This window comes from Streptomyces sp. NPDC048643 (genome assembly GCF_040650615.1).
Taxonomy (GTDB): domain Bacteria; phylum Actinomycetota; class Actinomycetes; order Streptomycetales; family Streptomycetaceae; genus Streptomyces.
The window spans coordinates 1-21,135 of the sequence record NZ_JBEZHO010000028.1; the positions used below are offsets into that span (position 1 = coordinate 1).

Genomic DNA, 21,135 nt, shown 5'->3' on the forward strand with positions numbered 1-21,135 from the left:
CCGCACCCTGGTCACGATCGGCCGGTTCACACCGACCTCCCAGACCTGCTCGACCTGCGGCGTCAAGGACGGACCCAAGCCCCTCAATGTCCGGGGCCCCGGGCCGGCACCGGAGTTGTCGGACCTAAGAGATATCCCAGGATGCGGAGTGGGTCGAGTCTGGCTGGGCCGGGTGTTGGGGGTTACCGGATGTCGAGCTTGAGGTTGTGCAGCGCTACGAGCCCAGCAGCGTGGCTTGGTGCCGACGCCGCGGCGTCGGCATTGGTGGAGGATCTGGTGGTCTTTCGGTCGGGCGATGGCGTGTTTGGCGACCGCTCGGCATTTGCTGAGTCGCGGTCTTTGGCGATGTGGCCGTCGGGTCCTCGGCAGGGTCGCTGTCGCGGGTTGGCTCTGTCGCCTGAGAGCCGAGGATGCGCCGGCAGGGATATGCCGACCGTTTCAATGGGACACGACGACGTCGTTGTGGCTCCCGGGCCGGGCGTCGCCTGCCGCGACGATCCTCAGGTCCCAACCGTGCAAACTTCTTGCACGGTGCGCCGGTAGTTCAAGGTTCTGCAGTCTTCGTCTTGCCGCGGATGGTAATCAACGTTCTGTCGACTAACCAGCGTTCACGCGGGTCGGTGGTCGGCCGGCGCAGGATCTCAGCCAACAGTTCGGTTGAAGCGGGCCACACACGAGTTATGGCGGGATCGGGGATCCCGGGCAACGAGCCGAACTGCAGCATGGTGGGGTTAGTGCGGTAGGCCACACGAGGAGCTGGTCCCGTTCGGCGAACGGGAGAGTGCAGGGCCGACCGCGGCCCTTGTCCGCCTTTCGGTCCGGCAGCTGAACATCTGCTGCCAGGCCAGTCCGGACCAGGCACGCACGTCATCGGTGGTGCGGTGGGCAAGAGGCAGACGCTTGGTCGAGGTCGTGGACTGCCGGCATTCGACGATGGAACGGGCGTTGTCAGTGGTGGCCTATAGCTTGGGAGTCGGTCGCCAAACCAGCGCGTTGCCGGACCAGCCCCGTCGTCGGCAGAACAAGAGGAGTGTGGCAAGGTCAGTGAGCAGCGCACTGTCCGATGGGAGCCCCGCCTCCAGTACGCCTGACGCTGCGGGAGCTGCAGCTCGCCGGTTCCGTGGGAAGAACAAGAGCCGACGCTGGAAACGGGGTGAAGACACCGAAATTGCGGTGATCCGCCTGCCACTAGACGTCAACAATCATCAGGATCTGCGGCGCGTCGAGCAGTTGTACTCGGCGATGTGGTCGGTGAAGCGTGCTCTGCAGCGTGATGCGCGGGCCGCGGTCGATGCCTACTGGGCCGGCGATGTGCGCCGTGAGAGCGGTGCGAAAGCCTGGCGAGCAGAACTCGGCCTGTCGCGTGAGGGCATGGAACGTCGTGCGTACCGGCACATCGAACGCGCCTTGCACTTGGGGCATTACGTCACGAAGGCGCTGGTGATGCATCAGGCCGACGAGGTGTTCGAGACTGCCGTCTGCAGGCACCTGTTCCCCGATGCGGCCGGACGCCGGTTCGGCCGACCGAAGACCGGGACCTGGTGGAAGTACACCCGGATCCCCGGCCGCGCCCGGTCGCACACCACGGCCCGGAAATGGGAGACGTTCCGACTGCACGGCACCCTCGCCGGGCACATGGACACCTACCGGCACCGCGACCTCGACTCGTCGGTGACTTCGCCGGATCAGGCCGCCCAACTGCCGCCCGGCACCAGTATTCTCGAGCAGCCGCGGCGTCTACCAGTGCCGGCCCGGACTCCGGGCCGTGTCCCTACCGCCGGCGTGACGTCGAAGGGCACACCGAAGACCCGGGCAGCGACCTGGTGGGATCACACCGGGCCGCTGGCTGTCGTCTTCACCGGCGGCTCCGGCTCCGAGCGCGGTGACCTCGTCCTGCCCGTCCGGCTGCCTTCCGGCGCGGGACGCTGGCCGCGCCTGCTGCATTTTCTGAACGATTCCGGCACATGGCACAAAGTCGACCTCGTCCGTCGTCAGGATGTCTCGGCGCCCGACGGCTGGGTCTACGAGGCACACCTGATGGTCCTGGCCGGTGGTTACGCATCCCCGACCACTCGCTCACGCCGCCGAGCTGCAGCAGAACTCGACCGGGTCGGAGGCATTGACGGCAACGTCTCCAACGTGTCCGTCGTCTCCTTTCCCAGCACGTTCGACCCCTCAGATGGACCCGTCGAAAGTTCCTGGATCGAGCTAACCGACGAAGAACACGCCGCACTCGCCAAAGCCCGCCGCAAGGAACGCGGCCGCAAACGTGCCTTGGACCGGTCCCGCCGGGCCACCAACCCTGTCCAGTACGGGCCTTCGAAGCGGCAACAGGCCCGCACTGAACGCCGCAAGCAGGACGACCTCCCCGAACGCCACGTCCACGTCCCCGGCGGACCGCGCGCAGCGAACAAGGCCGGAATCCCGAAGCAGGCATACCGGCGCGACGACCTGTCCGCCGGCTACCGCCACACTCGGACCCGCCTCGCTGAAGCTGCGGCGACCGAGGCTGCGGCGAAGGACCACCGGGCCCGCCGCATCGCCGAACACATCGTCGCAGCCCACGGCGCCGAACTGACAGTCGAGGACTGCAACATCAGCACGTGGTACCGCCGGTGGGGCCGTGCGCTGCAAGCCACCACACCCGGCAGACTCATAACCGCCACAGGTCGCGAATGCGAGAAGACAGGCGGCCGGCTTCTGCGCGCCTCCACCTTCACCACGAAGCTGTCCCAGACATGCATGTGCGGCAACCGCGTGTCCAAGACGCTCGCCGACCGGGTCCACGCCTGCCCCACCTGCGGTCTGGTCGGCGACCGGGACATCGTCTCCGCAGCCCTCAACGCACACGTTCGGCTCGCCGACCCGGACGATCCCAGTACTGCGCGCCTGGACACAGTCCAGGCGCGCAGTACACAGATTCTTTTCGCAACGGGGCTGCAAGAGGCCCTGTCGAGTCAACCGCAGCGCGGTGCCAGCCCCCGACGGGGCCGCACCCAGGCGGCAGCCCGGCGGCCGGGAATCCCCCGGCAGCGGGCCTCTGCTCGGCACAACACCACCGACCAGAACCGGCCCACCCCGAATGAGACCCGACCCGCGCTCGAGCGGCACAAGGCCCACGTCGGAACAGCCGCCCACAAAGGGAACGCCTCACACGGCGACACCCCGAACGGAAACTGGACGGACGGCATCCCCATCACGGGATGACTCTTAGAGCAGATCCCTCGGTACGCGTTCGTTCCACGTCCGGGAGAAGACGCGCTTGTCGCCCTCGTAGCCGTCCAGGGTCGCGTCGACGAAGAACTCGCCCTCGTCCGAGGTGAGCCGGGTACGGGTCTCCACGCGGACGTCCCACTCGTCCCGGCGGAACCTCATGGTCCACGCGGATTCGCCGCTCACCGAGGTGAAGTCCTCGGCGACGGACCGGTAGCGCTCCTCGGCCCGCAGGCCGACGTCGAGACCGATGTCCTCGATCCGGACCAGGCCCCGGTCCTTCACGATCTCCAACTCCGCGTTGTAGCCGACGAGATCGCGCTTGACCTCCCAGCGTTCCTCCCGCGGCGACAGCTGGGTCGACGCGATCGGCGGGGCCCCCTCGGGTTCGCCGAACGGACTGACCGGCATCTCGTCGGGTTCGTCCGTCGGCCGCACCGGCAGACTCAGGGTGCTGGCGTGCGCGTACACGCTGAGCAGGGCCGGCTTCGGCGGCGGCCAGGCCATCGGCCAGTACGAGGTCGACAGCGACAGCCGGATCCGGTGACCGGGCGGAAACGCCTGGCCGACACCGTTCAGCTGGACCTTCGCCCGGTAGCGGCGTCCGGGCTCGACGGCCTCGGGAGTGTCCGTGCCGCCGAGCCGGGTGAGGTTCAGGATGCCGTAGGAGACACGGGTGGCGCTTCCGTCGGGACTCACGTCGGACAGTCGCGCCGCCACCATGCCGACGGGTTCACTGACCGTGAGGTCGAGTTCGACGGTGGGGGATCCGAGGATCTCCAGGCGCTCGGTCAGCGGGTCGCTGTCGAAGACGAGTGAGCCGCCGTCCTCCTCACGCTGGTCGTACGGCAGGTCCGGCGGCGCGTTGTAGGAGGCCCACTTGCCCGCGAACTGGCCCACCGAGAGCGGGGACTGCACGGTCACGGGTGCGGGCTCGACGCCCCCGGTCGGTTCCGCGCCGGCAAGGTCGCCGACCGCGCCGGACTCGCCCGGCGCGCAGCTCCGGCCGTTCTCGTAGCTTTCGAGGGGGCGGCCGATGCGATGGGGCGCGAGCGGGTGTGTGACCTCCTGGATGTGCGGGGACGGCCAGGTGGGTTCGCCGACCCAGCGGCCGGGCCGTTCCTCGTAGGACGTGGACGGCGGCACGCTCTCCTGCATCCACGTCCGCAGCATCGGGCCGTCCATCACGCCGTTGTCCACGCCCTTGAGCCAGTGGTCCCACCAGCGGACGACCTCCTGGAGGTAGCCGATGGCCGGTCCCGGCTCACCCAGGTGGGGGAACTTGTGGGACCAGGGGCCGATCAGCCCCTTGCGCGGCACGTCCAGATTGCCCAGCAGACGGGTCACGGCGTTCGAGTACCCGTCGGCCCATCCGCTGGAGGCGAGGACCGGGCATCGGACCGCCCCGTAGTCCTCGCAGACCGACGCGTGCCGCCAGTAGTCGTCACGGCGCTGGTGGCGCAGCCATTCGAGAACCCACGGGCGGGTGTGCTCCATCCGTTCGTGCCACATCGCGCGCCAGCGGTCCCCGACGATCGCCGGGTCGGGCGGGCAGGTGCCGTACGCGAACATCGTGCCGGCCTCGGCCAGGTTGTCCGAGAGCAGGGCCCCGCCCATGTAGTGCATGTCGTCCGCGTGCCGGTCGTCGGTGAACGACGCGATGACGATGCCGCGCAGGCTCGGCGGCTGCCGTGCCGCGACCTGGAGCGCGGCGAAGGCGCCCCACGAGATGCCCATCATGCCCGTGCTGCCGTCGCACCAGGGCTGCTCGGCCAGCCAGGCGAGGACCTCCTCGGCGTCCCTCTGTTCCTGCTCCAGGTACTCGTCCCTCAGCACCCCCTCGGACTCGCCGGTGCCGCGGATGTCCACGCGGACGCAGGCGTATCCGTGGCCCGCGATGTACGGGTGGTGGATCGAGTCGCGTACGGCGCTGAGATCGCGCTTGCGGTACGGGATGTACTCGAGCACCGCCGGCACCGGTTCGCTGTCCGAGGAGGTGGGGCGCCAGATCCGCGCCGACAGCTCCACGCCGTCGGACATGGGGATGGCGACGTGCTCCTCTTCCTTGGTTGCATACGGCAGTTGGGTCACGAAACGCATGTGCTGGTGTTGCTCCTTTCCTCGCCGTGCCCGGGGCTCGTCGGGCCGGTCGTGGTGACCGCGGCCGACGGTCAGACGTTCTTCTCGTCACGGCCGCCGGGCGCCGTCTCGTCGAACGTCAGCCCCAGAGCGGCCACGCACCGGTCGTACTTCTCCCGGAGCTCCTCCTCGGTGTCACCACCGGTGAAGATGTGGGCCAGCTCGTAGCTGTAGCTGTCCTGACCGGGCAGGTCGGACAGGCGCGAGCCCTCCGAGGGCACGATGTCGATGCGCGTACCCGGTATCTCCCGCTCGATGCGGCGCAGGTCGTCCGGGGTGGGGACGTTGTGCACGACGCCGTCGGCGAACCAGCGGTGGTACCACTTCGCGGCCATGGCGTAGCGGCCGGCCCGGTGCGGCATCCGGGGGTCGCGGCCGAGGGCCAGGCTGACCATGCAGTGGTGGTTGGGTACGCCGTCCACGTACTGGAAGAGTTCGGCGTGTGACTGCGAGTGACGCGGGTTGATCTCCAGCAGGCTGATCCGGCCGGTGTGCGGGTCGTAGAAGTACTCGACGCTGAAGGTCGCCCCCTCCATTCCGATCTGCTCCATCACGCGCCGGGTGACCTCGTGCAGCTCCTTGATCGCCGGATCGGGGAGCGTCGAGGGGTACTGGTGGCGCAGGAAGCACGAGGAGTCGGGGTAGTTGATCGAGTCCAGCGCGCCGTAAACGGTGACCTCGCCTTGGTCGACGTAGCCCTCGACCGCCACCTGGATGCCTGACATCTCCTCCTCGGCCAGACACACCTCGCCGCCCACTCCGTCCATCTCCGGCGGCAGTGCGAGGCGGTCGAGTACGTACTCGAAGGGGCGGCCGACTCGCGAGATGCCGTCGCGGATGTCCGCCACCGCCTCACCGAACTCGGTCATGTCGTGGACACCGAAGGCGAGTTCCGACGAGTAGGACAGCGCGGGCTTCAGCCACATCGGGAAGCTCATGCCCTCCGGCGGAGACGGCTTCTCGGCGCTCAGGTCGACCCGGCCGAAGCGCGGGTGCCGGTCGGTCACCTTCTCCTGCTCGAGCCGGCTCCAGTACTTGTGCTCGCACTTGACCACCGATTCCAGGCTGGTGCTGCGCGTGCCGTACCGCTCGCTGAGCATCGGCACGAGGGTGCTGACGGGGAAGTCCCAGTAGCCGACGATCGCGTCGATCGTCCCGTCGAACGCGTCGAGCAGCTTCTCCGCCTTCTCCAGCAGTTCGGCCACCGATACCTCGCCGCCCTGCAACTCCTCGATGGTCAGCAGGGGATGGAACGTCAGCTCCCGGGCGTTCGGCACCTCGCCCAGGGTGGGCAGGTTCGCCTCGTCCAGACCGATCACGAATATGTTCTTCTTCGGCACGTCGTTCCTCTCAGCAGGCAGTTCGTGAAGGCCTCGGGGTACCCATGCAGATCTCGCCCATGCGGCGGATCCGTCTCCGGGCCTGTTCTGAGGCACTCATCACGTCCGCTGAGGCGGACGGGCCCGGCACACGGCCCATGGGGACGCATATCCCGGTGGCCTGGTGAGTAGCGGCACGGTCGGGGTACTCGAAGGTCCATCCGCGCGGCACATCAGGGGTGCGGCGCGCACGGTCGGGGCCACGAGGTGAGGGGAACGATGAGCGAGAAGCAGGACGACAGACCGGACGACGGGCGGGACGAGACGGCTCAGGAGCGGGCCGACCGCAAGTGGGGAGACCTGCTGCAGGAGATCCGTGTCGCGCAGACCGGCGTGCAGATCCTGTTCGGCTTCCTGCTGACCGTGGTGTTCCAGCCGACCTACCGGCAGCTCTCGGGACAGGACCAGACGCTCTACATGGTCACGATCGTCCTGGGGGCCACCGCGACGGGGGCCCTGATCGGACCCGTGGCGTTCCACCGGATCGTGTCCGGCCGGCTCGTCAAGCCGGAAGCGGTGGTCTGGGCCTCGCGCATGACGCTGCTCGGCCTCTCCCTGCTGCTGCTCACGATGGTCTCCTCCCTCCTGCTGGTGCTGCGCACGGCCACGCACGACGACGGTTACGTCCCCTGGATCGTCGCGGGCGTCGCCGCGCTCTACATCCTGTGGTGGCTCGTCATCCCGCTGGCCCTCCGGATGAGCAAGTCGGCGAAGAGGGAAGCCGAGAAGGAGGACTGACGAGGCGTCAGTGCAGGATGCTCACGGCCCGGGCGATCACGAGGAGCGAGGTGAGGAGGGCGGAGACGCTCTCGACGCTCATCATGAGTTTCGCGCGGGTGGTGAGCGGCATCGTGTCGGTGGGGCTGAACGCCGTCGAGTTGGTGACGGACACGTAGAGGTAGTCGACCAGGGTGGGGACCCAGTCGGAGGAGCCGCTGGCGCCGTCGGCGACCTCCTCGACGGCGTCGTCGTTCTCGTCCTGGGAGAAACGGAAGTCCGCCAGGGGGAGTTCGGACCGGAGTGCCTGGGTGCGGCTGACGGGTCCGCCGCGGTCCAGCTCCCAGAACGCCAGGCCGAACACGATGATGTTGGTCAGCCACACCTGCAGCGCGGCCACCAGCAGCTCGCGACCGTCCTTCACCCCGGCGTACACCAACTCGTTGATGAGGATGCCGAGGGCGACGAGATTGCTCACGGCGATGATGCCGACGAGGGTCAGCGACAGGACGCGGAACACGCGGGTCTGCCGGGTGAGCCGGCGGGGGTTGATCGCGATGAGCGGGATCAACAGCAGGATCTCCAGCGTCGGCAGCACGTAGCGGGGTGTGACGAGCAACTGCTGCGGCAGCGCCAGGTAGAGGGTGATGGCGGTGAGGGTGGCGAGCACCCCGGGCAGCCGGGCCTCGCCCCGCCGTTCGTGCCGGGGGTGCCGGGTCCGGGCGTTCGCGCGCCTCTGCGGCATGATCCGGTCTCCCCGTCGCCCGTGATGATCTCGCGCGGAGTCTAGCCGGAGGCCTCCGCGGGGGTGAATCGAGGCGTTCCCCGGTAGTCGATTGGATCTCCCGATAGGTTAGGTTAGGCAAACCTAAGTTACCCGCTCATCCCGGAGGCCCGGATGCGTCGTACCCCTACCCGTGCCAGTGCGCCGACCGCCGTCGAGCGCGTCCGCTCGATCCTGGCCGCCGCCCACTCCATGACGGTGGTCTGCGACGGGCGGCACACGGAGGTCCGGCGGCTCGACGGGTCCGGTGCCATGGGCCACTTCCACCTGCACGCCCCGTTCGAGGGCGCCGGTGCTCGGACGGGCGGACGGGTCCCGGTCCGGCTGGAACTCACCGACATCGCCCCCACGCCCGTACGCGACCGGCTGCGCGCCCGCGTCACCCTGACCGGCCTGCTGGCCGAACCGTACGACCCCGACTCCGCGGAGAGCACGTGCATGGAGTTCGGGCAGGGCGTCCTGGAGGACGGCTCGGGGCGCTCGTACGTGACCCTCCATGAACTGGAGGCGACGGAACTCGACCCGCTGGCGACGAGTGAGGCCGGCATGCTGACGCACCTCGTCGACGAGCACGCCGAACTCGTACCCCTGCTCCTGCGCCTGGTGCGACCGCTTCCGGAGGGCGGTGTGCTGCGCGCGCTCCCGGCCGGCGTCGACCGCTACGGGTTGACCCTGCGTCTCGAGTACCGGCGCACCCACCGCGACGTCCGCCTCCCCTTCAAGACGCCGGTCCAGCACATCGACCACGTCGGACCGCAGATCCACGCGCTCCTGTCCGAGGCCCGCCGCCTCGCCCACACGGGCCGCCTGCTGACCTGAGACGTGTGCGAGCGCGGAAGCCTTCCTGTCCCCGACCGGTCGGCCGGGGCCCGCGAGACGTCGTCGACGGTTCGCGCCTTCAGGTCGAAGAGCTTCTGGACGGTGTTCGCGGGGGAGCCGTCGTTGTTCGTGTAGTAGCTGCTGCCGTCGGATGCGCGAGCCGCGCCGTCCGGCTCACGAACACGGAGTGGGGCGACGGCTTCACGCAGGTGGACCGACGCTTCCAGGGGGCAGGCCTGCCCGAGGGCCGGGGGCGGGACTGCGGTAAGAACGGGCGTCACCTGGACCGTCGCGTTCGGGGCCGGGTGGGACGGCCGGGGGCTGTCCCACCCAGGTGTCACCCGGTGGCGGTGGCTGTGGGGACGACGTCGAGAGCGGGATGCGCCTCGGCGTCAGCGGTTGCGGATGGCGCTGGTGGTGAAGAATCCGGTCGCCGCGGCGACGACGAGAGCGCAGACGGACAGGAACAGGGTTCGGCGCACGGGACGTCCTCTCGGGGGTGATCGTGGACAGGTACGTTGAACAACGCGGCTCCTGCCCTCGGGGGGTCGCCAACGGGCCATACGCCACCCGCATGGACGCCATCGCGGGGCGACACCTTCCCCTGGAAGGACGCTTTCCGCGTGCCGGTCCTCAGCCCTTGCCCTGTCCCGCGGGGGCCGGTCGTCAGCGCCGAGTGAGGGCGGGTGAGGGCTGTACGGGGCCCAGTGGAGGCGTCCGTTTGGCCGCGCGGCCGACGAGGGCCGTCTCGACGTGTGTGATCCCCAGACCCACCAGGTCACGGGAGAGGAAGGCGTAGAGGGCGGCGAGGTCGGGGAAGTAGGCCGCCGCGTGCAGGTTCGAGAGCCCGGAGGTCGCGAACGCCCCGTGCACCGCTGGATGGTCGGCCAGCGCCTGTCCCGCGGCGGCCAGATGATCCGGGGCCACGTGCAGCAGGAGCTTCGCCTCGATGGGCAGACCGATACGGCGGGGGTCGACCAGGACCTGCGTCACCAGCCGCCCCTGCAGGGCCAGTTGGGCGATCCGTCGACGGACAGTCGTCTCCGGGTGACCGGTACGCGCGGCCAGGGCCGCGGCGGAGAGGCGCGCGTCGGGCGTCAGGGCGTCGAGGAGGGACTGCTCCAGGGGGTCGGTGTCGACGCCGTACGGACCCGGGGACCCGGCGGGCGTCGGTCCGGGGTCGGGTGCGACCGAGCTGAGCGCCGCGCGCTCGTCCGGTGTCAGGACGGCGTGACGCCACTCCGAGGTGAGCCGGAAGACGTGCAGGATGGTGGCACTCTCCAGGGACGTGACCGCCTGCGTGGACGGCAACTGCCGGAAGACCAGCGGGTCGCGCGAACCCGGTTCCGTACGGGCCACCGCGAAGATCTCGTCGCCCGTGGTGGTGACATCGATGAACGGGATGTCCTCGCGCGCCGCGAGCGCGGCCACGATCGTGTCGAGCTTTCCCCGCAGCACCCTGATCCGCAGGAACAGAGCCCCGGCCGAACCCCCGTTGCGCGGTCGCGCGACCGGTGAGATGACGACGCGCACGGTGCCGTCCGCGGTGAGGGCGTGCAGACGCCGGCGCACCGTGGCGGGGCTGAGGTCCAGCACCTGGGCAGCCCGCTCCGCCGTGAGGCGACCGTCCCACTGCAGCGCGGCCACCAGCCGCCGGTCGGTGATGCTCAGTACGGAATCCGCCGATACGGGTGCCATGAAGGCAAGTTTCGCTCATTCCGCCGCCGCGCGCCGCCCGTCCCGGGGACCTCACCCCAAGCATGGATGTCACGCACCTCGCTCGAACCGAAAGCCCCGCGATCGACTCATCCCTCACCCACGGAGGCCCCCGTGCCCATGTCCGGTCAACGCGAAAAAGTACGCTTCGCCAGCGGCGACACCTCGTGCGCCGCCTGGTACTACCCGGGGACCAACGGCGGCTGCGTGATCATGGCTGGAGGGACCGCCGTGACGAAGGAACCCGCGTCGGACCTCTTCGCCCGACGGTTCAACGACGCCGGGTTCGCCGTCCTGGCCTTCGACCACCGGCACTTCGGGGAGAGCGGCGGCACCCCGCGCCAGGTCGTCCGCTTCGGTGAGCAGCGCGCCGACTGGCAGGCCGCCATCGACTTCGCGGCCGGTCTGCCCCGCGTCGACCCCGGCGGGATCTCGCTCTGGGGCTTCTCCCTGGGGGGCGGCCACATCCTTCACGTGGCGGCCGACAATCCGGGGCTGGCCTCGGTGATCGCACAGTCGCCCGTCGTCGACGGCCGCGCGCTGGCGCCCAACGCGCTGCGCGCCATGACCCCCCTCGCGCTGCTGCGCCTCACCGGCCGCGCCGTCGCGGACGCGCTCGGCAGCCTCCTCGGCCGGCCCCCGCTGCTGGTCCCCACCGCCGGCGTGCGCGGCGCCGTCGCCTCGCTCACCACGCCCGACGCCATGGACGGAGACCGCGCCCTCGACCCCGAGCACCGCCACACGGACTGGGAGCAGACGGTCGCCGCACGGATCGCGCTCCAGATGGGCGGATACCGGCCCGGCCTCCACGCCTCCCGGATCCGGAGCCCGCTGCTCATGGTCGTCTGCGACCAGGACCGGAGTGCTCTTCCCGGCCCCGCCGTCGAAGCGGCCCGCAACGCCCCGCACTCCGAGGTGCTGCACCTCGAAGGCCGCCACTACGCCCCCTTCCTGGAGGCGCATGAGGAGGCCGTCGAGGCGGAGATCGCGTTCCTGCGGAAACACCTCGCCCGCGCGGACGTCGTACGGGAGGGAAGGGACCGCTCGTGAGGTGGGGGTGAAGCGCCCGCGGAGGTGGGCGCCGCGCGTGCCCGTCGACCGGGCTGAGATGATCGGGCCGCCAGTTGAGGCGGTGCGAATGCCTGCCGCCGGACGGGGAGGACGACCTATGGCGAGCGAGGCGGTTCCGGAGATCGCGGACGCGCTGCACGCGCGCATCCCCGACACCCCGGCCGGAGGCACGGTCATCCTGCTCAACGGCACGTCCAGTTCCGGCAAGACCAGCATCGCCCGGGCGCTGCTCGACCGGTTGGACGGAACGTGGTTCCACATGCCGGTGGACGCCTTCCACGCCCTGCGCGGCGGCCAGGAGATCGCCGACGACGACCTCCAGGCCGAGATCGACCGCACGGCCAAGGGATTTCACCGCGCCGTGGCCGGGATGGCCGCGGGCGGCAACAACCTCGTCGTCGACTACCCCCTGAGCCGCCGCTGGCGTCTGCTCGACCTCCTGGACCTGCTCGTGCCCGAGGACACCGTCCTGGTCGCGGTCCGCTGCCCCCTGCCCGAGCTGAACCGCCGGGAGGCCGAACGCGGTGACCGCTCGCCGGGTCTCGCCGCCCTGCAGTACGCCCAGGTGCACGCGCACGGACTGCACGACATCGACGTCGACACCAGTGTGCGCACGCCCTCGGAGTGCGCCCGTCACATCCACGAGTTCCTGCCGCACCGACCTCGCCCGACGGCATTCGAGACGCTGAGACGGACCCGGCCCCGGCAGGACTGATCGGCGTCGGACGGGCCGTCCCTCACAGCCAGCGGCGGGCCGCCTCGACGCTGTCGCCGCCGCTGGTGTTGAACGCGATGGCCGCCTGGGGTGCGTGGCGCCGGATCAGGTTCACGGTCAACTCGAAGAGGGGGAGCAGGGGTTCGGCCTTGCGGATCCCGCCGCCGACGACCACGACGTCCCACGGTCTGCTCGTCAGGGAGGCGACCAGCGTGGGCTCGGCCGTCTCGTCGAACACCATCAGCGTCATGGCCGCGGCCACGCCGTGCTCGCCGAACCGGGCCAACTCCGCGTCGAGTGACTGACGAAGAGCATCCGCGTCGATGCCGGGGATCGCGTGCGGGTCGTAACCGATGACGAGTACAGAAGGCATACGGGCAACCTATCGGGGCGTTCGTGCGGGCGATGTGCCGCACCGGCCCCCTGGTCCAGGCGCCCTCGCTGTACTGTCCCGTCATGTCCAAGAAGGAGATAGACGCGCTGACCGCCGAGTTCTTCGGGGCCTTCGACAACCGGGGCGGGACGGCCGCCGATGTCGCCCGGATCCGTCGCCTGGTCATCCCGGGCGGGGTGATCGTCAAGACCGGGCCGGAGTTCACGGCCTACACCGTGGACGAGTTCGTCGAACCGCGTGAACGGCTGCTGACCGACGGCCGGCTGATCGAGTTCCACGAGTGGGAGACCTCCGAACGGACCGACATCGCGGGGGACGTCGCCGCGCGGTTCGGGGAGTACCGGAAGGCCGGGATCCTGGACGGCGAGCCCTTCGAGGGCGGCGGCACCAAGACGATCCAGTTCGTCCGCACCCCGGAGGGCTGGCGGATCGCCGCGTTCGCCTGGTACGACGCGCCCTGATCAGGTGGTGAGGAGCCGCCCACCGCTCGCGCGGTGGGCGGCCGAACGTCTCCTCGGCGGTTCAGCGAACGCGGGCGACCGCCGCGTAGATACCGCTGCCCTCGGGCGTCACGGCCTCGTTCGTCGCGTTCCACTCGGTGGCCGTCACCAGGCCCGGCGACACGAGGTCGAGGCCGTCGAAGAAGCGCTCCACTTCTGACCGGGTACGGAAGCCGAGCTTGATGCCGCCCTTGGCGTACTCGGCGGTGACCTGCGCGGAAAGCTCCGGGTACAGGTCGGAGGACGCGTGGGACAGCACCAGGTAGCTTCCCGAGGGGAGCGTGGCGATCAGGTTGCGGACGATGCCGTGGGCGTCTTGCTCGTCGGGGATGAAGTGCATCAGCGCGATCAGGGACATCGCGACCGGACGCGTGAAGTCCAGTATGTGCCGGGCGTGCTGGACGATGTCCTGCGGCTGCCGCACATCGGCCTGGATGTAGTCGGTGGCGCCCTCGGGCTTGCTGACGAGGAGTGCCTCGGCGTGACGCAGCACGATCGGGTCGTTGTCGGTGTAGACGACGCTCGCCTTCGGCACGATGCCCTGGACGATCTGGTGCAGGTTGGGCTCGGTGGGGATGCCCGTGCCGATGTCCAGGAACTGGTCGATGCCCTGCTGGGCGAGCCAGGCGGACGCGCGGTGCATGAACTGGCGGTTCTGCCGGGCGGCGTCCCTCGCCTCCGGCGGCAACTTCTCTCCGACGGCCTCGTCGACCGGGTAGTTGTCCTTGCCGCCCAGCAGCCAGTCGTAGACCCGCGCGGGGTGGGCCTTGCTGGTGTCGATCGGCGGGAACGGCTGCGGATCGATCGTCATGGTAGCTCCCATCGCACCAGTGAGCAGGGCAGGTCGAATGTTCGATCATCCTACTCGGGTAAGCCATGTGTTCGGTGCGCAAGGGGAGTTGAGCCCCGGCAGCGAACTCCGAAACGTGTCCGTTGCGGCGGCCGGTCGTCCCGCGCCGGGTGTCCGTCCGCGGGTTCGAGCGGCGGACTCGGCCGCTGGTAGCGCTGGTAGGTCACCGGCAGCTCCGCCTGAAGGGCCGAGGGCCCGGACGTCTCCCGTCCGGGCCCTCGGCTTCGGTGTGCCCCGCGGGTGAAGGGGCGCGCCCTCTTGTGTGAAAGCGCGGATGCCGCGCCGTCCTCGCCCGCGCGGCGGGATAGGAGTGGTGTGTGACCGGAGGCCCGCCGCCCGCGCGCCGGGAACCGCGCGACCTCCAAGGTGACGCGGGCCCCCGGTCACGCCCGTCCCGGACCGTTCACGGCATCCGCTGCCGCCCGACGCGCTCCTCCTGGGCCCCGAGACCGACGCCGTCGGCCGGGGCGCCGACGAACTCGGTTGCCAGGAGCACCACTTGGTCCTCCGCCCCCCACTCGCGCCGTTCGCTCTTGTGCGGGTTGAGACACACGCCGTGGGCCGGGGAGAGCGCCCACTGGTCACGGCGCCGGTAGCCGATGGCGCACTCGCCGCGGTCGCGCGCGGCGGCGACCACGGTCGCGAAGGTGGCCGTGGTGCCCACCCGGACGTAGTGCCCGGCCGGCCGCAGGCAGATGGTGTTGCCCTCCGCCGAGAACAACTCCTCGAAGACGGCGGCCAGATGGGGGTTCTGCGCGATCTGCGCCATGAGTAGGCCGGTCAGTTCACCGCTGACGATGACGTCGGAGCCGGGGTTGAGCGGCGCCAGCGGCCGGTTGCGGTCGTCGGTCAGCTCCGTGACCACCCGTACGTCCCGTCCGGTGCGCTGCTCCACCAGCCGGAGGCCGAGCAGCGTGACCAGCGTCCAGTCGTCGGGCCGGTCGGGTCCGCTGCCCGCGTCGGGCCCGAGGACCATCACCGCGTCGTACGGGGCGAGGTCGAGACCGAGAAGGGTCTCGGGCCGTGACAGCGCGGCCGACCGGAACCGCACCTCCAGCCGGGTGGTGTCCGGCGCGTCGGGCCCGCCGTCCCGGCTGGGGCCCGGCACGGTCCGCTCGGCTCCGGGCACGGCCCCTTCCGTGACCACGTCCAGCACCGAACCGGAGCGCGCGGTGTCCCGCAGCTGGGCGATGACCAGCGGCGCACGGCGGTTCCAGCCGAGCAGGAGCAGCCGGGCCGCGTCCACGGCGGGTGCCGCCGCGACGGCGCGGGCCGAGGGGTCCACGAGCCGTCTGCAATCCTCGGTCCGGGTGGAGTCCTCGTCCCGTGCGACGACGATCAGGCGGCTTCCCGCCTCGATGACGGTCTCGGGCGCGGGATTGAGCACCGTGCGCCCGTCCGCGGTGAACAGCCCGACCACGCACGCGTTCGCGTGGCCCAGGAGCGCCGCGCCGAAAGGCCGCCCGTCGAAGGCGCCGGCGTCGGCGAGGTGGAACTCGTCGCCGGCGAAGTCGAGGAGGTCGCGCAGGACGAGGGAGAGACCCGGTCGGCCGACGCAGTGAGCGATCAGCCGGGCGGTGACGGTGTCGGCCTCCAGTACCGTTCCGTGCCGGCCCGCGGCCAGCCGGGCCGGTTCCCGGAACCGGTCGTCGCTCACCGCGGCCAGGACCGGCGGTCCCTGCGCGTCCTCCCCGAGGACGGTGCGCAGGGCCAGCAGCATCCGCAGCACCTCGGCGTCGCCGGTGGCCTCACCGGAGGGCAGCACCAGCACCGTACGGGCCGTCTGCGGGCTGACCAGCGCGAGGACGGCGGGATCGCTGGCCGGTCCGCTGCGGCAGATGACCCTGCCACGGGCCGCAGCACCGACGTGGGTCGCCAGCGCCCGCTCCATCTCCGTCTTGTCCCGGTCGGCGAGCAGGACGACCGGCTGCGGCCGCTGCCCGGACCGCGCGCTCTGCGCGGCCAGCAGCTCGGCCACCACCGTGAACACCTGGTCCGACCAGCCGAGGACCACGGCATGGCCCTGCTCCAGCACCGTCGACCGGCCACGGCTCAGCTCCGCCAGCCGCTTCTCGAGGCCCGTGGTGATCACGCCGACGAGCGTCGACACGCACAACAACGCCACCAGGCCGAGCACCGCCGACAGCGCCATCCGCAGCGGAGTGCCGCTCGCCTCACCCAGCCGCAGGGTCTGTGCACTCGTCCGCCACACCGCTTCCAGCCGCTCCACGAGCGACCGTGGCGCGGCGGGGTCCGTCCACACGAGCAGTGCGCTCACCGGGATGACGACGGCCAGACAGGAGACCACCAGCCAGCCCATCAACCTGGCCGTACTGCGCGCCAGCGTACGGTCGAACCGATACCGCAACCGGCCAGGTAACGGCACCGGCCGCCGCCCTTCCCGCTCCACTCCCACCCCCACATCGCACCGGAACGCGGCCCGTCCCGGCCGCTCCCCGGCCCGCGGGCACGGGATGCCGGCGGGCCGCATCTGCACAGTGCGGTCTTCGCGGGCGGGACACGCTGGAATCCGGAACTGATTCATTCTTTCGGGCAGCCGCGCGTGAACCGCGGGCCCACGGTTCCGGAGGCCGGGCAGCACGTCGTACGACCTGGGCGCCCTCACCCGCCGGGCGGCTCGCGCCGGCGCCGGGGCTCGTCCTGACGTCGCTGGTGCTGTGGGGAGCGGCGGCCGTGGCGGTGGCGGCGACCGTCCTGGAAGCGCTCAACGGGTCCGTCGCCGGGGGCGGCGGGCGGCTCGGCGATCGAGAGTGTCCTGAGGTCCGCCGCCGTACCGGCGGTGGCAGGCGCCGGACTCCTCGTACCGCTCATGCGCTCCACACCGCAAGGCGTGCAGCGCCTTGCCGACGACCTCGTGCGCGATGGACCGGCCGACTTCAGGCCGAACCCCGACCACCGCGGTTCCCTCCTCCTCGAACCGACCCCCGAGGGCCACCGGGTGCCGGGCGGGATCACGGACCGGGCGGCCGAGGTCCACCGGACACTCTCCGCCGGCATCGCGCCTGGCGACATCGTCGCCGCGAGAGAGCTGCCGCGCCAGGTGATCGACCGAGTGCGCCGCCACGAGGACGCGTAACTCCCCCTGCCGACGAGGCCGGAGGCGACCGGCGTGAACGGGCGTGGCCTGTTTTGAATCACGCTTTACATGCGGACTGCAACCGTGGGCAGGCGGACAGGGTCCAAGAGAGCAGTGAGGCAAGCACGACCACGAGCCGGGGTAGAAGTGAAGCGACGCAGCGGAATAACGATGGCACTCGTCACGGTGGCGGTGCTGGCGGGCACCAGCGCCTGTGGCGGTGGGTCTCCGAAGGCGAGTTCCGACGACGGGAAGGGCGCGACCGGGAAACCCTCGGTGAGCGCGAAGCCGTCGCCGACGAAGCCCGCGGGCCCACCGATGCTGCTGGACACGATCACGCCGCAGTCCGGCACCACCGTCGGCGTCGCCATGCCGATCTCGGTGATCTTCACGAACCCGGTGGCCCAGAAGGCCCGGGCCGGCATCGAGAAGCACATGAAGGTGACCGCGTCCCAGCCGATGGAGGGCGCCTGGCACTGGTTCGGAGACCGGCGCGCCGACTTCCGGCCCAAGACGTACTGGGCCTCCGGGACGAAGATCAAGATCGACGCCGAGCTGAAGGGTGTCGCCAACGGCAACGGCCGCTACGGCACACGGTCCTACGTGCACGACTTCACGGTCGGCGACGACGTCCGCGCGGACGTCTCCGCCACCGGCCACACCATGAAGGTCACGAAGAACGGGCAGGCCGTGCGGACCCTGTCGATCAACGCGGGGAGCCCCCAGTACCCCACGTGGAACGGCACGATGGCGGTGATCGACAAGCAGGAGAAGGTCCACATGACCTCGTGCAGCGTCGGCATCAGCTGCACGAAGGGCAGTCCCGACTACTACGACCTGACCCTCCCCTGGGACGTCCACCTCACCCAGTCCGGCACGTACGTCCACTACTCCACCGGTGACCCGAACCCGGGCAGCGGCAGTGCCCGCGGCTCGCACGGCTGCGTCCACCTCTCGATCTCGGACGCCAAGTGGTTCTACGGCCAGGTCAAGCAGGGCGACCCGATCACCGTGACGGGATCCCCGCGGGCGAAGGCCCCGGCGGACAACGGCTACGCCTCCTTCAACCTCAGCTGGGACCAGTGGCTGGCCGGCAGCGCGACCGGAGCCGTCACCGCCGGATGACGCGCGGCTGACCGGCTCCGTGTCGCGGGGCCGGTCAGAACAGCATGGCCAGAGCGCCGGGCAGCACCCGGGCGGTGACGGGGAGGACTGCTTCGACCTCCCCGTCGGCGCCGTAGGGCACCGGCCGGTCGGCCTCGATACGGATCTCCCGGCCCCGCAGGATCACCACTTCGGGCCGGTCGACATGGGCGCCGGTCTTCAGCTCGTTCATCAGGGTGAAGAACAGGCGCCGCGGCGCCTCCCGGATCATGACGACGTCCAGCAGGCCGTCGTCGACGCGCGCGGCCGGGGCGATGACACGTCCCGAGCCGTAGTACGCGGAGTTCGCCGCGACGACGGTGTAGCCGCGGTGCGGGTGCTCCACCCCGTCGACGGTGACCCGGTACGAGGCGGGGCGCCACCCCGTCACCGCGCGCAGGCCGCCGGCGTAGTACGAGGCCGCGCCGCGCAGCAACCGGGCCTGGTTGGCGTGCCGGTTGGCGAGCGCGTCGACGCCCGCGTACACGCTGCCCAGGACCACCGTGCGGGCGTGCACCGCCGACTCCACCTCGATGGTGTCCACGCGTCGGGGCTCGTTGTCGAGCAGCACGCGCGCCAACTCGTCGGCGCTGGTAGGTAGTTGGAGCGCCCGCGCGAAGTCGTTGCCGCGCCCCGCCGGCACCAGCCCCAGGACCGTGTCCGTCCCGCTGAGCGCGCCCCCTATACCCCCGGCGATCCCGTCGCCGCCGACGGCGAGCACGATCCGGCCCCGTTCACCGGCGGCGCGCGCGAGATCCTGGGCGTGGGTCAGGCTGCGGCTGTACTCGGTGTCGAGCCCGGCGCCGGCCTCCCGGAGGAGGCGGGCCAGCCGGAGCAGTGCCGCCGCCCCCGTGGAGCCGCCCGCAGTGGGATTGACGACGGCGGTGAACTGTCGCATCGGTGTGCCTCCGGGCGGTGAAGAGTGGGACGGAGCAGGGGAGTCGGGGGAGGGGCGGAGCTCTTGTCGTCAGTCCACCGGCAGCAGGATCCCGGGGTTGCAGACGCCGTCGGGGTCCAGGCGCCGCTTGACGGCCCGCAGCGCCTCGATGCCCAGGGGGCCGGCCTCCCGGACGTACGCGTCGCGGTGGTCGGTGCCGACCCCGTGGTGGTGGCTGATCGTGCCGCCCGCGTTCAGCACCGCCTCGTTGGCGGCTTCCTTGGCCGGTGCCCAGTGCGCCACGGCGTCCTCGCCCTGGGCGGAGACCACGGTGAAGTAGAGGGAGGCGCCGTTCTCGTACACGTGCGAGATGTGGCACATGACCAGGGGCGGGGTTCCCGCCGCCGTGAGGGTGTCGGTCAGCGCGGTGCGGACGGCCGCGTACAGCGCGGGGACGCGTGACCAGAAGGTCGCGGTCTCCAGGGTCTCGGCGAAGGCGCCGGCGTCGAGCAGGGAGTCCCGCAGGTAGGGCGCCGAGTAGCGGCCGTGGGCCCAGCGTTCGCCTGGTTCGGCTCCCAGGTAGGTGCCCCCGGCCGCGCGCAGGACCTCGGCCGCCTGCTCGCGGCGGTACGCCGTGTCGGCCTCGGTCCCCTCGTACCCGGCGATCGCCGTGCACCCGGCGTCAGCCGGGGCCCCGGCCGAACCGATGGCGTCCGGCTGCGCGAGACCGACGAAGGTCTCGGTCTCGTCGGACAGCCGCAGCACCGTGGGGCGCGGTCCGTCCTGCGCGAGACGGCGCAGGGCGGTGGCGCCCTCCGCGAAGGAGGCGAAGCGCCATCCCTCGTAGATCCGGGTCCGCGGCAGCGGCCTGACCCGCACGGTCACGGCGGTGATGACGCCGAACGCGCCTTCCGAGCCGAGGATCAGCTGGCGCAGGTCGGGCCCGGCCGCCGAGCGGGGTGCGCGGCCCGCCTCCAGGGTGCCTTCGGGGGTGGCGACGGTGAGGCCGAGGACCATCTCGTCGAAGCGGCCGTATCCGGCGGACGCCTGACCGCTGGAGCGGGCCGCGGCGAATCCGCCGATGGTGGCCCACTCGTAGGACTGCGGGAAGTGCCCGAGGGTGAATCCGTGCTCGGCCAGCAGGGCCTCCGCGTCGGGGGCGCGCAGACCGGGCTGGAGCGTGGCGGTGCGGGAGACGGGGTCGAGGTCGACCAGGCCGTTCATACGGCGCAGGTCGACGGCGACGAAGGCGCTCCGCTCGGGGGCGAGGCCGCCGACGACGGAGGTGCCGCCGCCGAACGGGACGGCGGCGAGGCCGTGTTCGGCGCACACGCGCAGTACGGCGAGGACCTCGTCGTGGCTGCCCGGCAGGACCACCGCCCCGGGCGCGTCCTCGGTGTCGCCCTCGCGGATCCTCAGCAGGTCCGGCGTGGACTTTCCGCGGGTGTGCCGGATCCGGCTCTCCGTGTCGGTGAGCACGTGTTCCTCGCCGCCCACCGCGTCCGCCAGTGCGCGCAGCGCGGGAGCCGGCGGGGGCTCGGCGACGGACATCTCCGCCAGTACGCGGGTGCCGGTGTCACGCGGCTTGACGCCGAGCAGGTCCCGCAGCAGGCCGGTCACCGAGTCGGGCAGCGGCGCCGCCTTGGCGGGGTCGCCCCAGCCACTCCACAGCATGTCCATGAACGTCGTCCTCATCGGTCGTCATCGGTCGGTTCGCTACG

Annotated in this window: 18 protein-coding genes; 8 read left to right on the plus strand and 10 right to left on the minus strand. The window is 70.9% G+C overall.

The window, feature by feature from the left end; translation table 11 throughout:
• Window positions 1-544 precede the first annotated feature (544 nt).
• Window positions 545-724, minus strand: coding sequence for a hypothetical protein (locus tag AB0C62_RS25305; protein ID WP_362976726.1), 180 nt, complete (start codon window positions 722-724; stop codon window positions 545-547).
• 320 nt (window positions 725-1,044) lie between these two features.
• On the opposite strand from AB0C62_RS25305, the gene AB0C62_RS25310 reads away from it, so the two are divergent.
• Window positions 1,045-3,207, plus strand: coding sequence for a zinc ribbon domain-containing protein (locus AB0C62_RS25310; RefSeq protein WP_362976728.1), 2,163 nt, complete (start codon window positions 1,045-1,047; stop codon window positions 3,205-3,207).
• Window positions 3,208-3,210: 3 nt separating this feature from the next.
• Here AB0C62_RS25310 and AB0C62_RS25315 read toward each other — a convergent pair whose 3' ends face one another.
• Entirely contained in the window at window positions 3,211-5,313 is a 2,103-nt protein-coding gene (locus AB0C62_RS25315) for a CocE/NonD family hydrolase (protein ID WP_362976730.1), read from the minus strand.
• A gap of 71 nt (window positions 5,314-5,384) precedes the next feature.
• On the minus strand, window positions 5,385-6,692 hold the full coding sequence (locus tag AB0C62_RS25320; RefSeq protein WP_362976732.1) for an ATP-grasp domain-containing protein: 1,308 nt from the start codon (window positions 6,690-6,692) through the stop codon (window positions 5,385-5,387).
• A gap of 258 nt (window positions 6,693-6,950) precedes the next feature.
• Here AB0C62_RS25320 and AB0C62_RS25325 point away from each other — a divergent pair, with 258 nt between their 5' ends.
• On the plus strand, window positions 6,951-7,469 hold the full coding sequence (locus tag AB0C62_RS25325; protein ID WP_362976734.1) for a DUF6328 family protein: 519 nt from the start codon (window positions 6,951-6,953) through the stop codon (window positions 7,467-7,469).
• Window positions 7,470-7,476: 7 nt separating this feature from the next.
• On the opposite strand, the gene AB0C62_RS25330 is transcribed toward AB0C62_RS25325, so the two are convergent.
• Window positions 7,477-8,193 (minus strand): hypothetical protein, encoded by a 717-nt coding sequence (locus AB0C62_RS25330; protein ID WP_362976736.1) that lies wholly within the window; start codon window positions 8,191-8,193, stop codon window positions 7,477-7,479.
• Between the two features lie 153 nt (window positions 8,194-8,346).
• On the opposite strand from AB0C62_RS25330, the gene AB0C62_RS25335 reads away from it, so the two are divergent.
• Entirely contained in the window at window positions 8,347-9,051 is a 705-nt protein-coding gene (locus AB0C62_RS25335) for a DUF2470 domain-containing protein (RefSeq protein WP_362976738.1), read from the plus strand.
• Window positions 9,052-9,717: 666 nt separating this feature from the next.
• On the opposite strand, the gene AB0C62_RS25340 is transcribed toward AB0C62_RS25335, so the two are convergent.
• On the minus strand, window positions 9,718-10,749 hold the full coding sequence (locus AB0C62_RS25340; RefSeq protein ID WP_362976740.1) for an Lrp/AsnC family transcriptional regulator: 1,032 nt from the start codon (window positions 10,747-10,749) through the stop codon (window positions 9,718-9,720).
• A 138-nt stretch (window positions 10,750-10,887) separates the two neighbouring features.
• On the opposite strand from AB0C62_RS25340, the gene AB0C62_RS25345 reads away from it, so the two are divergent.
• Together AB0C62_RS25345 and AB0C62_RS25350 are read left to right on the plus strand one after the other, a co-directional pair.
• On the plus strand, window positions 10,888-11,817 hold the full coding sequence (locus AB0C62_RS25345; protein WP_362976742.1) for an alpha/beta fold hydrolase: 930 nt from the start codon (window positions 10,888-10,890) through the stop codon (window positions 11,815-11,817).
• Window positions 11,818-11,935: 118 nt separating this feature from the next.
• On the plus strand, window positions 11,936-12,553 hold the full coding sequence (locus AB0C62_RS25350; protein WP_362976744.1) for an AAA family ATPase: 618 nt from the start codon (window positions 11,936-11,938) through the stop codon (window positions 12,551-12,553).
• Between the two features lie 22 nt (window positions 12,554-12,575).
• Here the strand turns inward: AB0C62_RS25350 and AB0C62_RS25355 are convergent, their stop codons facing one another.
• Window positions 12,576-12,926 (minus strand): hypothetical protein, encoded by a 351-nt coding sequence (locus tag AB0C62_RS25355; RefSeq protein ID WP_362976746.1) that lies wholly within the window; start codon window positions 12,924-12,926, stop codon window positions 12,576-12,578.
• A gap of 83 nt (window positions 12,927-13,009) precedes the next feature.
• Here AB0C62_RS25355 and AB0C62_RS25360 point away from each other — a divergent pair, with 83 nt between their 5' ends.
• Window positions 13,010-13,408, plus strand: a complete 399-nt coding sequence (locus tag AB0C62_RS25360) for a DUF4440 domain-containing protein (RefSeq protein ID WP_362976748.1) — start codon at window positions 13,010-13,012, stop codon at window positions 13,406-13,408.
• A gap of 61 nt (window positions 13,409-13,469) precedes the next feature.
• Here AB0C62_RS25360 and AB0C62_RS25365 read toward each other — a convergent pair whose 3' ends face one another.
• Both AB0C62_RS25365 and AB0C62_RS25370 read right to left on the minus strand, forming a co-directional pair.
• A complete protein-coding gene (locus AB0C62_RS25365) occupies window positions 13,470-14,258 on the minus strand; it encodes an SAM-dependent methyltransferase (protein WP_362976750.1) in 789 nt (262 codons plus the stop codon).
• 442 nt (window positions 14,259-14,700) lie between these two features.
• On the minus strand, window positions 14,701-16,617 hold the full coding sequence (locus AB0C62_RS25370) for an NAD-binding lipoprotein (RefSeq protein WP_362976752.1): 1,917 nt from the start codon (window positions 16,615-16,617) through the stop codon (window positions 14,701-14,703).
• Window positions 16,618-17,127: 510 nt separating this feature from the next.
• Between AB0C62_RS25370 and AB0C62_RS25375 the strand changes: the two genes are divergently transcribed.
• Together AB0C62_RS25375 and AB0C62_RS25380 are read left to right on the plus strand one after the other, a co-directional pair.
• Window positions 17,128-17,394: a hypothetical protein gene (locus AB0C62_RS25375; protein ID WP_362976754.1), complete on the plus strand. Its 267-nt coding sequence runs from the start codon at window positions 17,128-17,130 to the stop codon at window positions 17,392-17,394.
• A 171-nt stretch (window positions 17,395-17,565) separates the two neighbouring features.
• Window positions 17,566-18,519 carry a L,D-transpeptidase gene (locus AB0C62_RS25380; RefSeq protein ID WP_362976756.1) on the plus strand — a complete coding sequence of 318 codons (954 nt, stop codon included), beginning with the start codon at window positions 17,566-17,568 and terminating at the stop codon, window positions 18,517-18,519.
• Window positions 18,520-18,553: 34 nt separating this feature from the next.
• Here the strand turns inward: AB0C62_RS25380 and AB0C62_RS25385 are convergent, their stop codons facing one another.
• Window positions 18,554-19,435 (minus strand): diacylglycerol kinase family protein, encoded by an 882-nt coding sequence (locus tag AB0C62_RS25385; protein WP_362976758.1) that lies wholly within the window; start codon window positions 19,433-19,435, stop codon window positions 18,554-18,556.
• A gap of 69 nt (window positions 19,436-19,504) precedes the next feature.
• Complete coding sequence (locus AB0C62_RS25390) at window positions 19,505-21,094, minus strand: FAD-binding oxidoreductase (protein ID WP_362976760.1); 1,590 nt, start codon at window positions 21,092-21,094, stop codon at window positions 19,505-19,507.
• Window positions 21,095-21,135 lie beyond the last annotated feature (41 nt).

Bases quoted from the DNA above. Each gene is read 5' to 3' on its own strand.
- AB0C62_RS25305 (WP_362976726.1), bottom strand. From the start codon at position 724: ATGCTGCAGTTCGGCTCGTTGCCCGGGATCCCCGATCCCGCCATAACT.
- AB0C62_RS25315 (WP_362976730.1), bottom strand. From the start codon at position 5,313: ATGCGTTTCGTGACCCAACTGCCGTATGCAACCAAGGAAGAGGAGCAC.
- AB0C62_RS25325 (WP_362976734.1), top strand. From the start codon at position 6,951: ATGAGCGAGAAGCAGGACGACAGACCGGACGACGGGCGGGACGAGACG.
- AB0C62_RS25330 (WP_362976736.1), bottom strand. From the start codon at position 8,193: ATGCCGCAGAGGCGCGCGAACGCCCGGACCCGGCACCCCCGGCACGAA.
- AB0C62_RS25335 (WP_362976738.1), top strand. From the start codon at position 8,347: ATGCGTCGTACCCCTACCCGTGCCAGTGCGCCGACCGCCGTCGAGCGC.
- AB0C62_RS25340 (WP_362976740.1), bottom strand. From the start codon at position 10,749: ATGGCACCCGTATCGGCGGATTCCGTACTGAGCATCACCGACCGGCGG.
- AB0C62_RS25345 (WP_362976742.1), top strand. From the start codon at position 10,888: ATGTCCGGTCAACGCGAAAAAGTACGCTTCGCCAGCGGCGACACCTCG.
- AB0C62_RS25350 (WP_362976744.1), top strand. From the start codon at position 11,936: ATGGCGAGCGAGGCGGTTCCGGAGATCGCGGACGCGCTGCACGCGCGC.
- AB0C62_RS25355 (WP_362976746.1), bottom strand. From the start codon at position 12,926: ATGCCTTCTGTACTCGTCATCGGTTACGACCCGCACGCGATCCCCGGC.
- AB0C62_RS25360 (WP_362976748.1), top strand. From the start codon at position 13,010: ATGTCCAAGAAGGAGATAGACGCGCTGACCGCCGAGTTCTTCGGGGCC.
- AB0C62_RS25365 (WP_362976750.1), bottom strand. From the start codon at position 14,258: ATGACGATCGATCCGCAGCCGTTCCCGCCGATCGACACCAGCAAGGCC.
- AB0C62_RS25370 (WP_362976752.1), bottom strand. From the start codon at position 16,617: ATGGGCTGGCTGGTGGTCTCCTGTCTGGCCGTCGTCATCCCGGTGAGC.
- AB0C62_RS25375 (WP_362976754.1), top strand. From the start codon at position 17,128: ATGCGCTCCACACCGCAAGGCGTGCAGCGCCTTGCCGACGACCTCGTG.
- AB0C62_RS25380 (WP_362976756.1), top strand. From the start codon at position 17,566: ATGGCACTCGTCACGGTGGCGGTGCTGGCGGGCACCAGCGCCTGTGGC.
- AB0C62_RS25385 (WP_362976758.1), bottom strand. From the start codon at position 19,435: ATGCGACAGTTCACCGCCGTCGTCAATCCCACTGCGGGCGGCTCCACG.
- AB0C62_RS25390 (WP_362976760.1), bottom strand. From the start codon at position 21,094: ATGGACATGCTGTGGAGTGGCTGGGGCGACCCCGCCAAGGCGGCGCCG.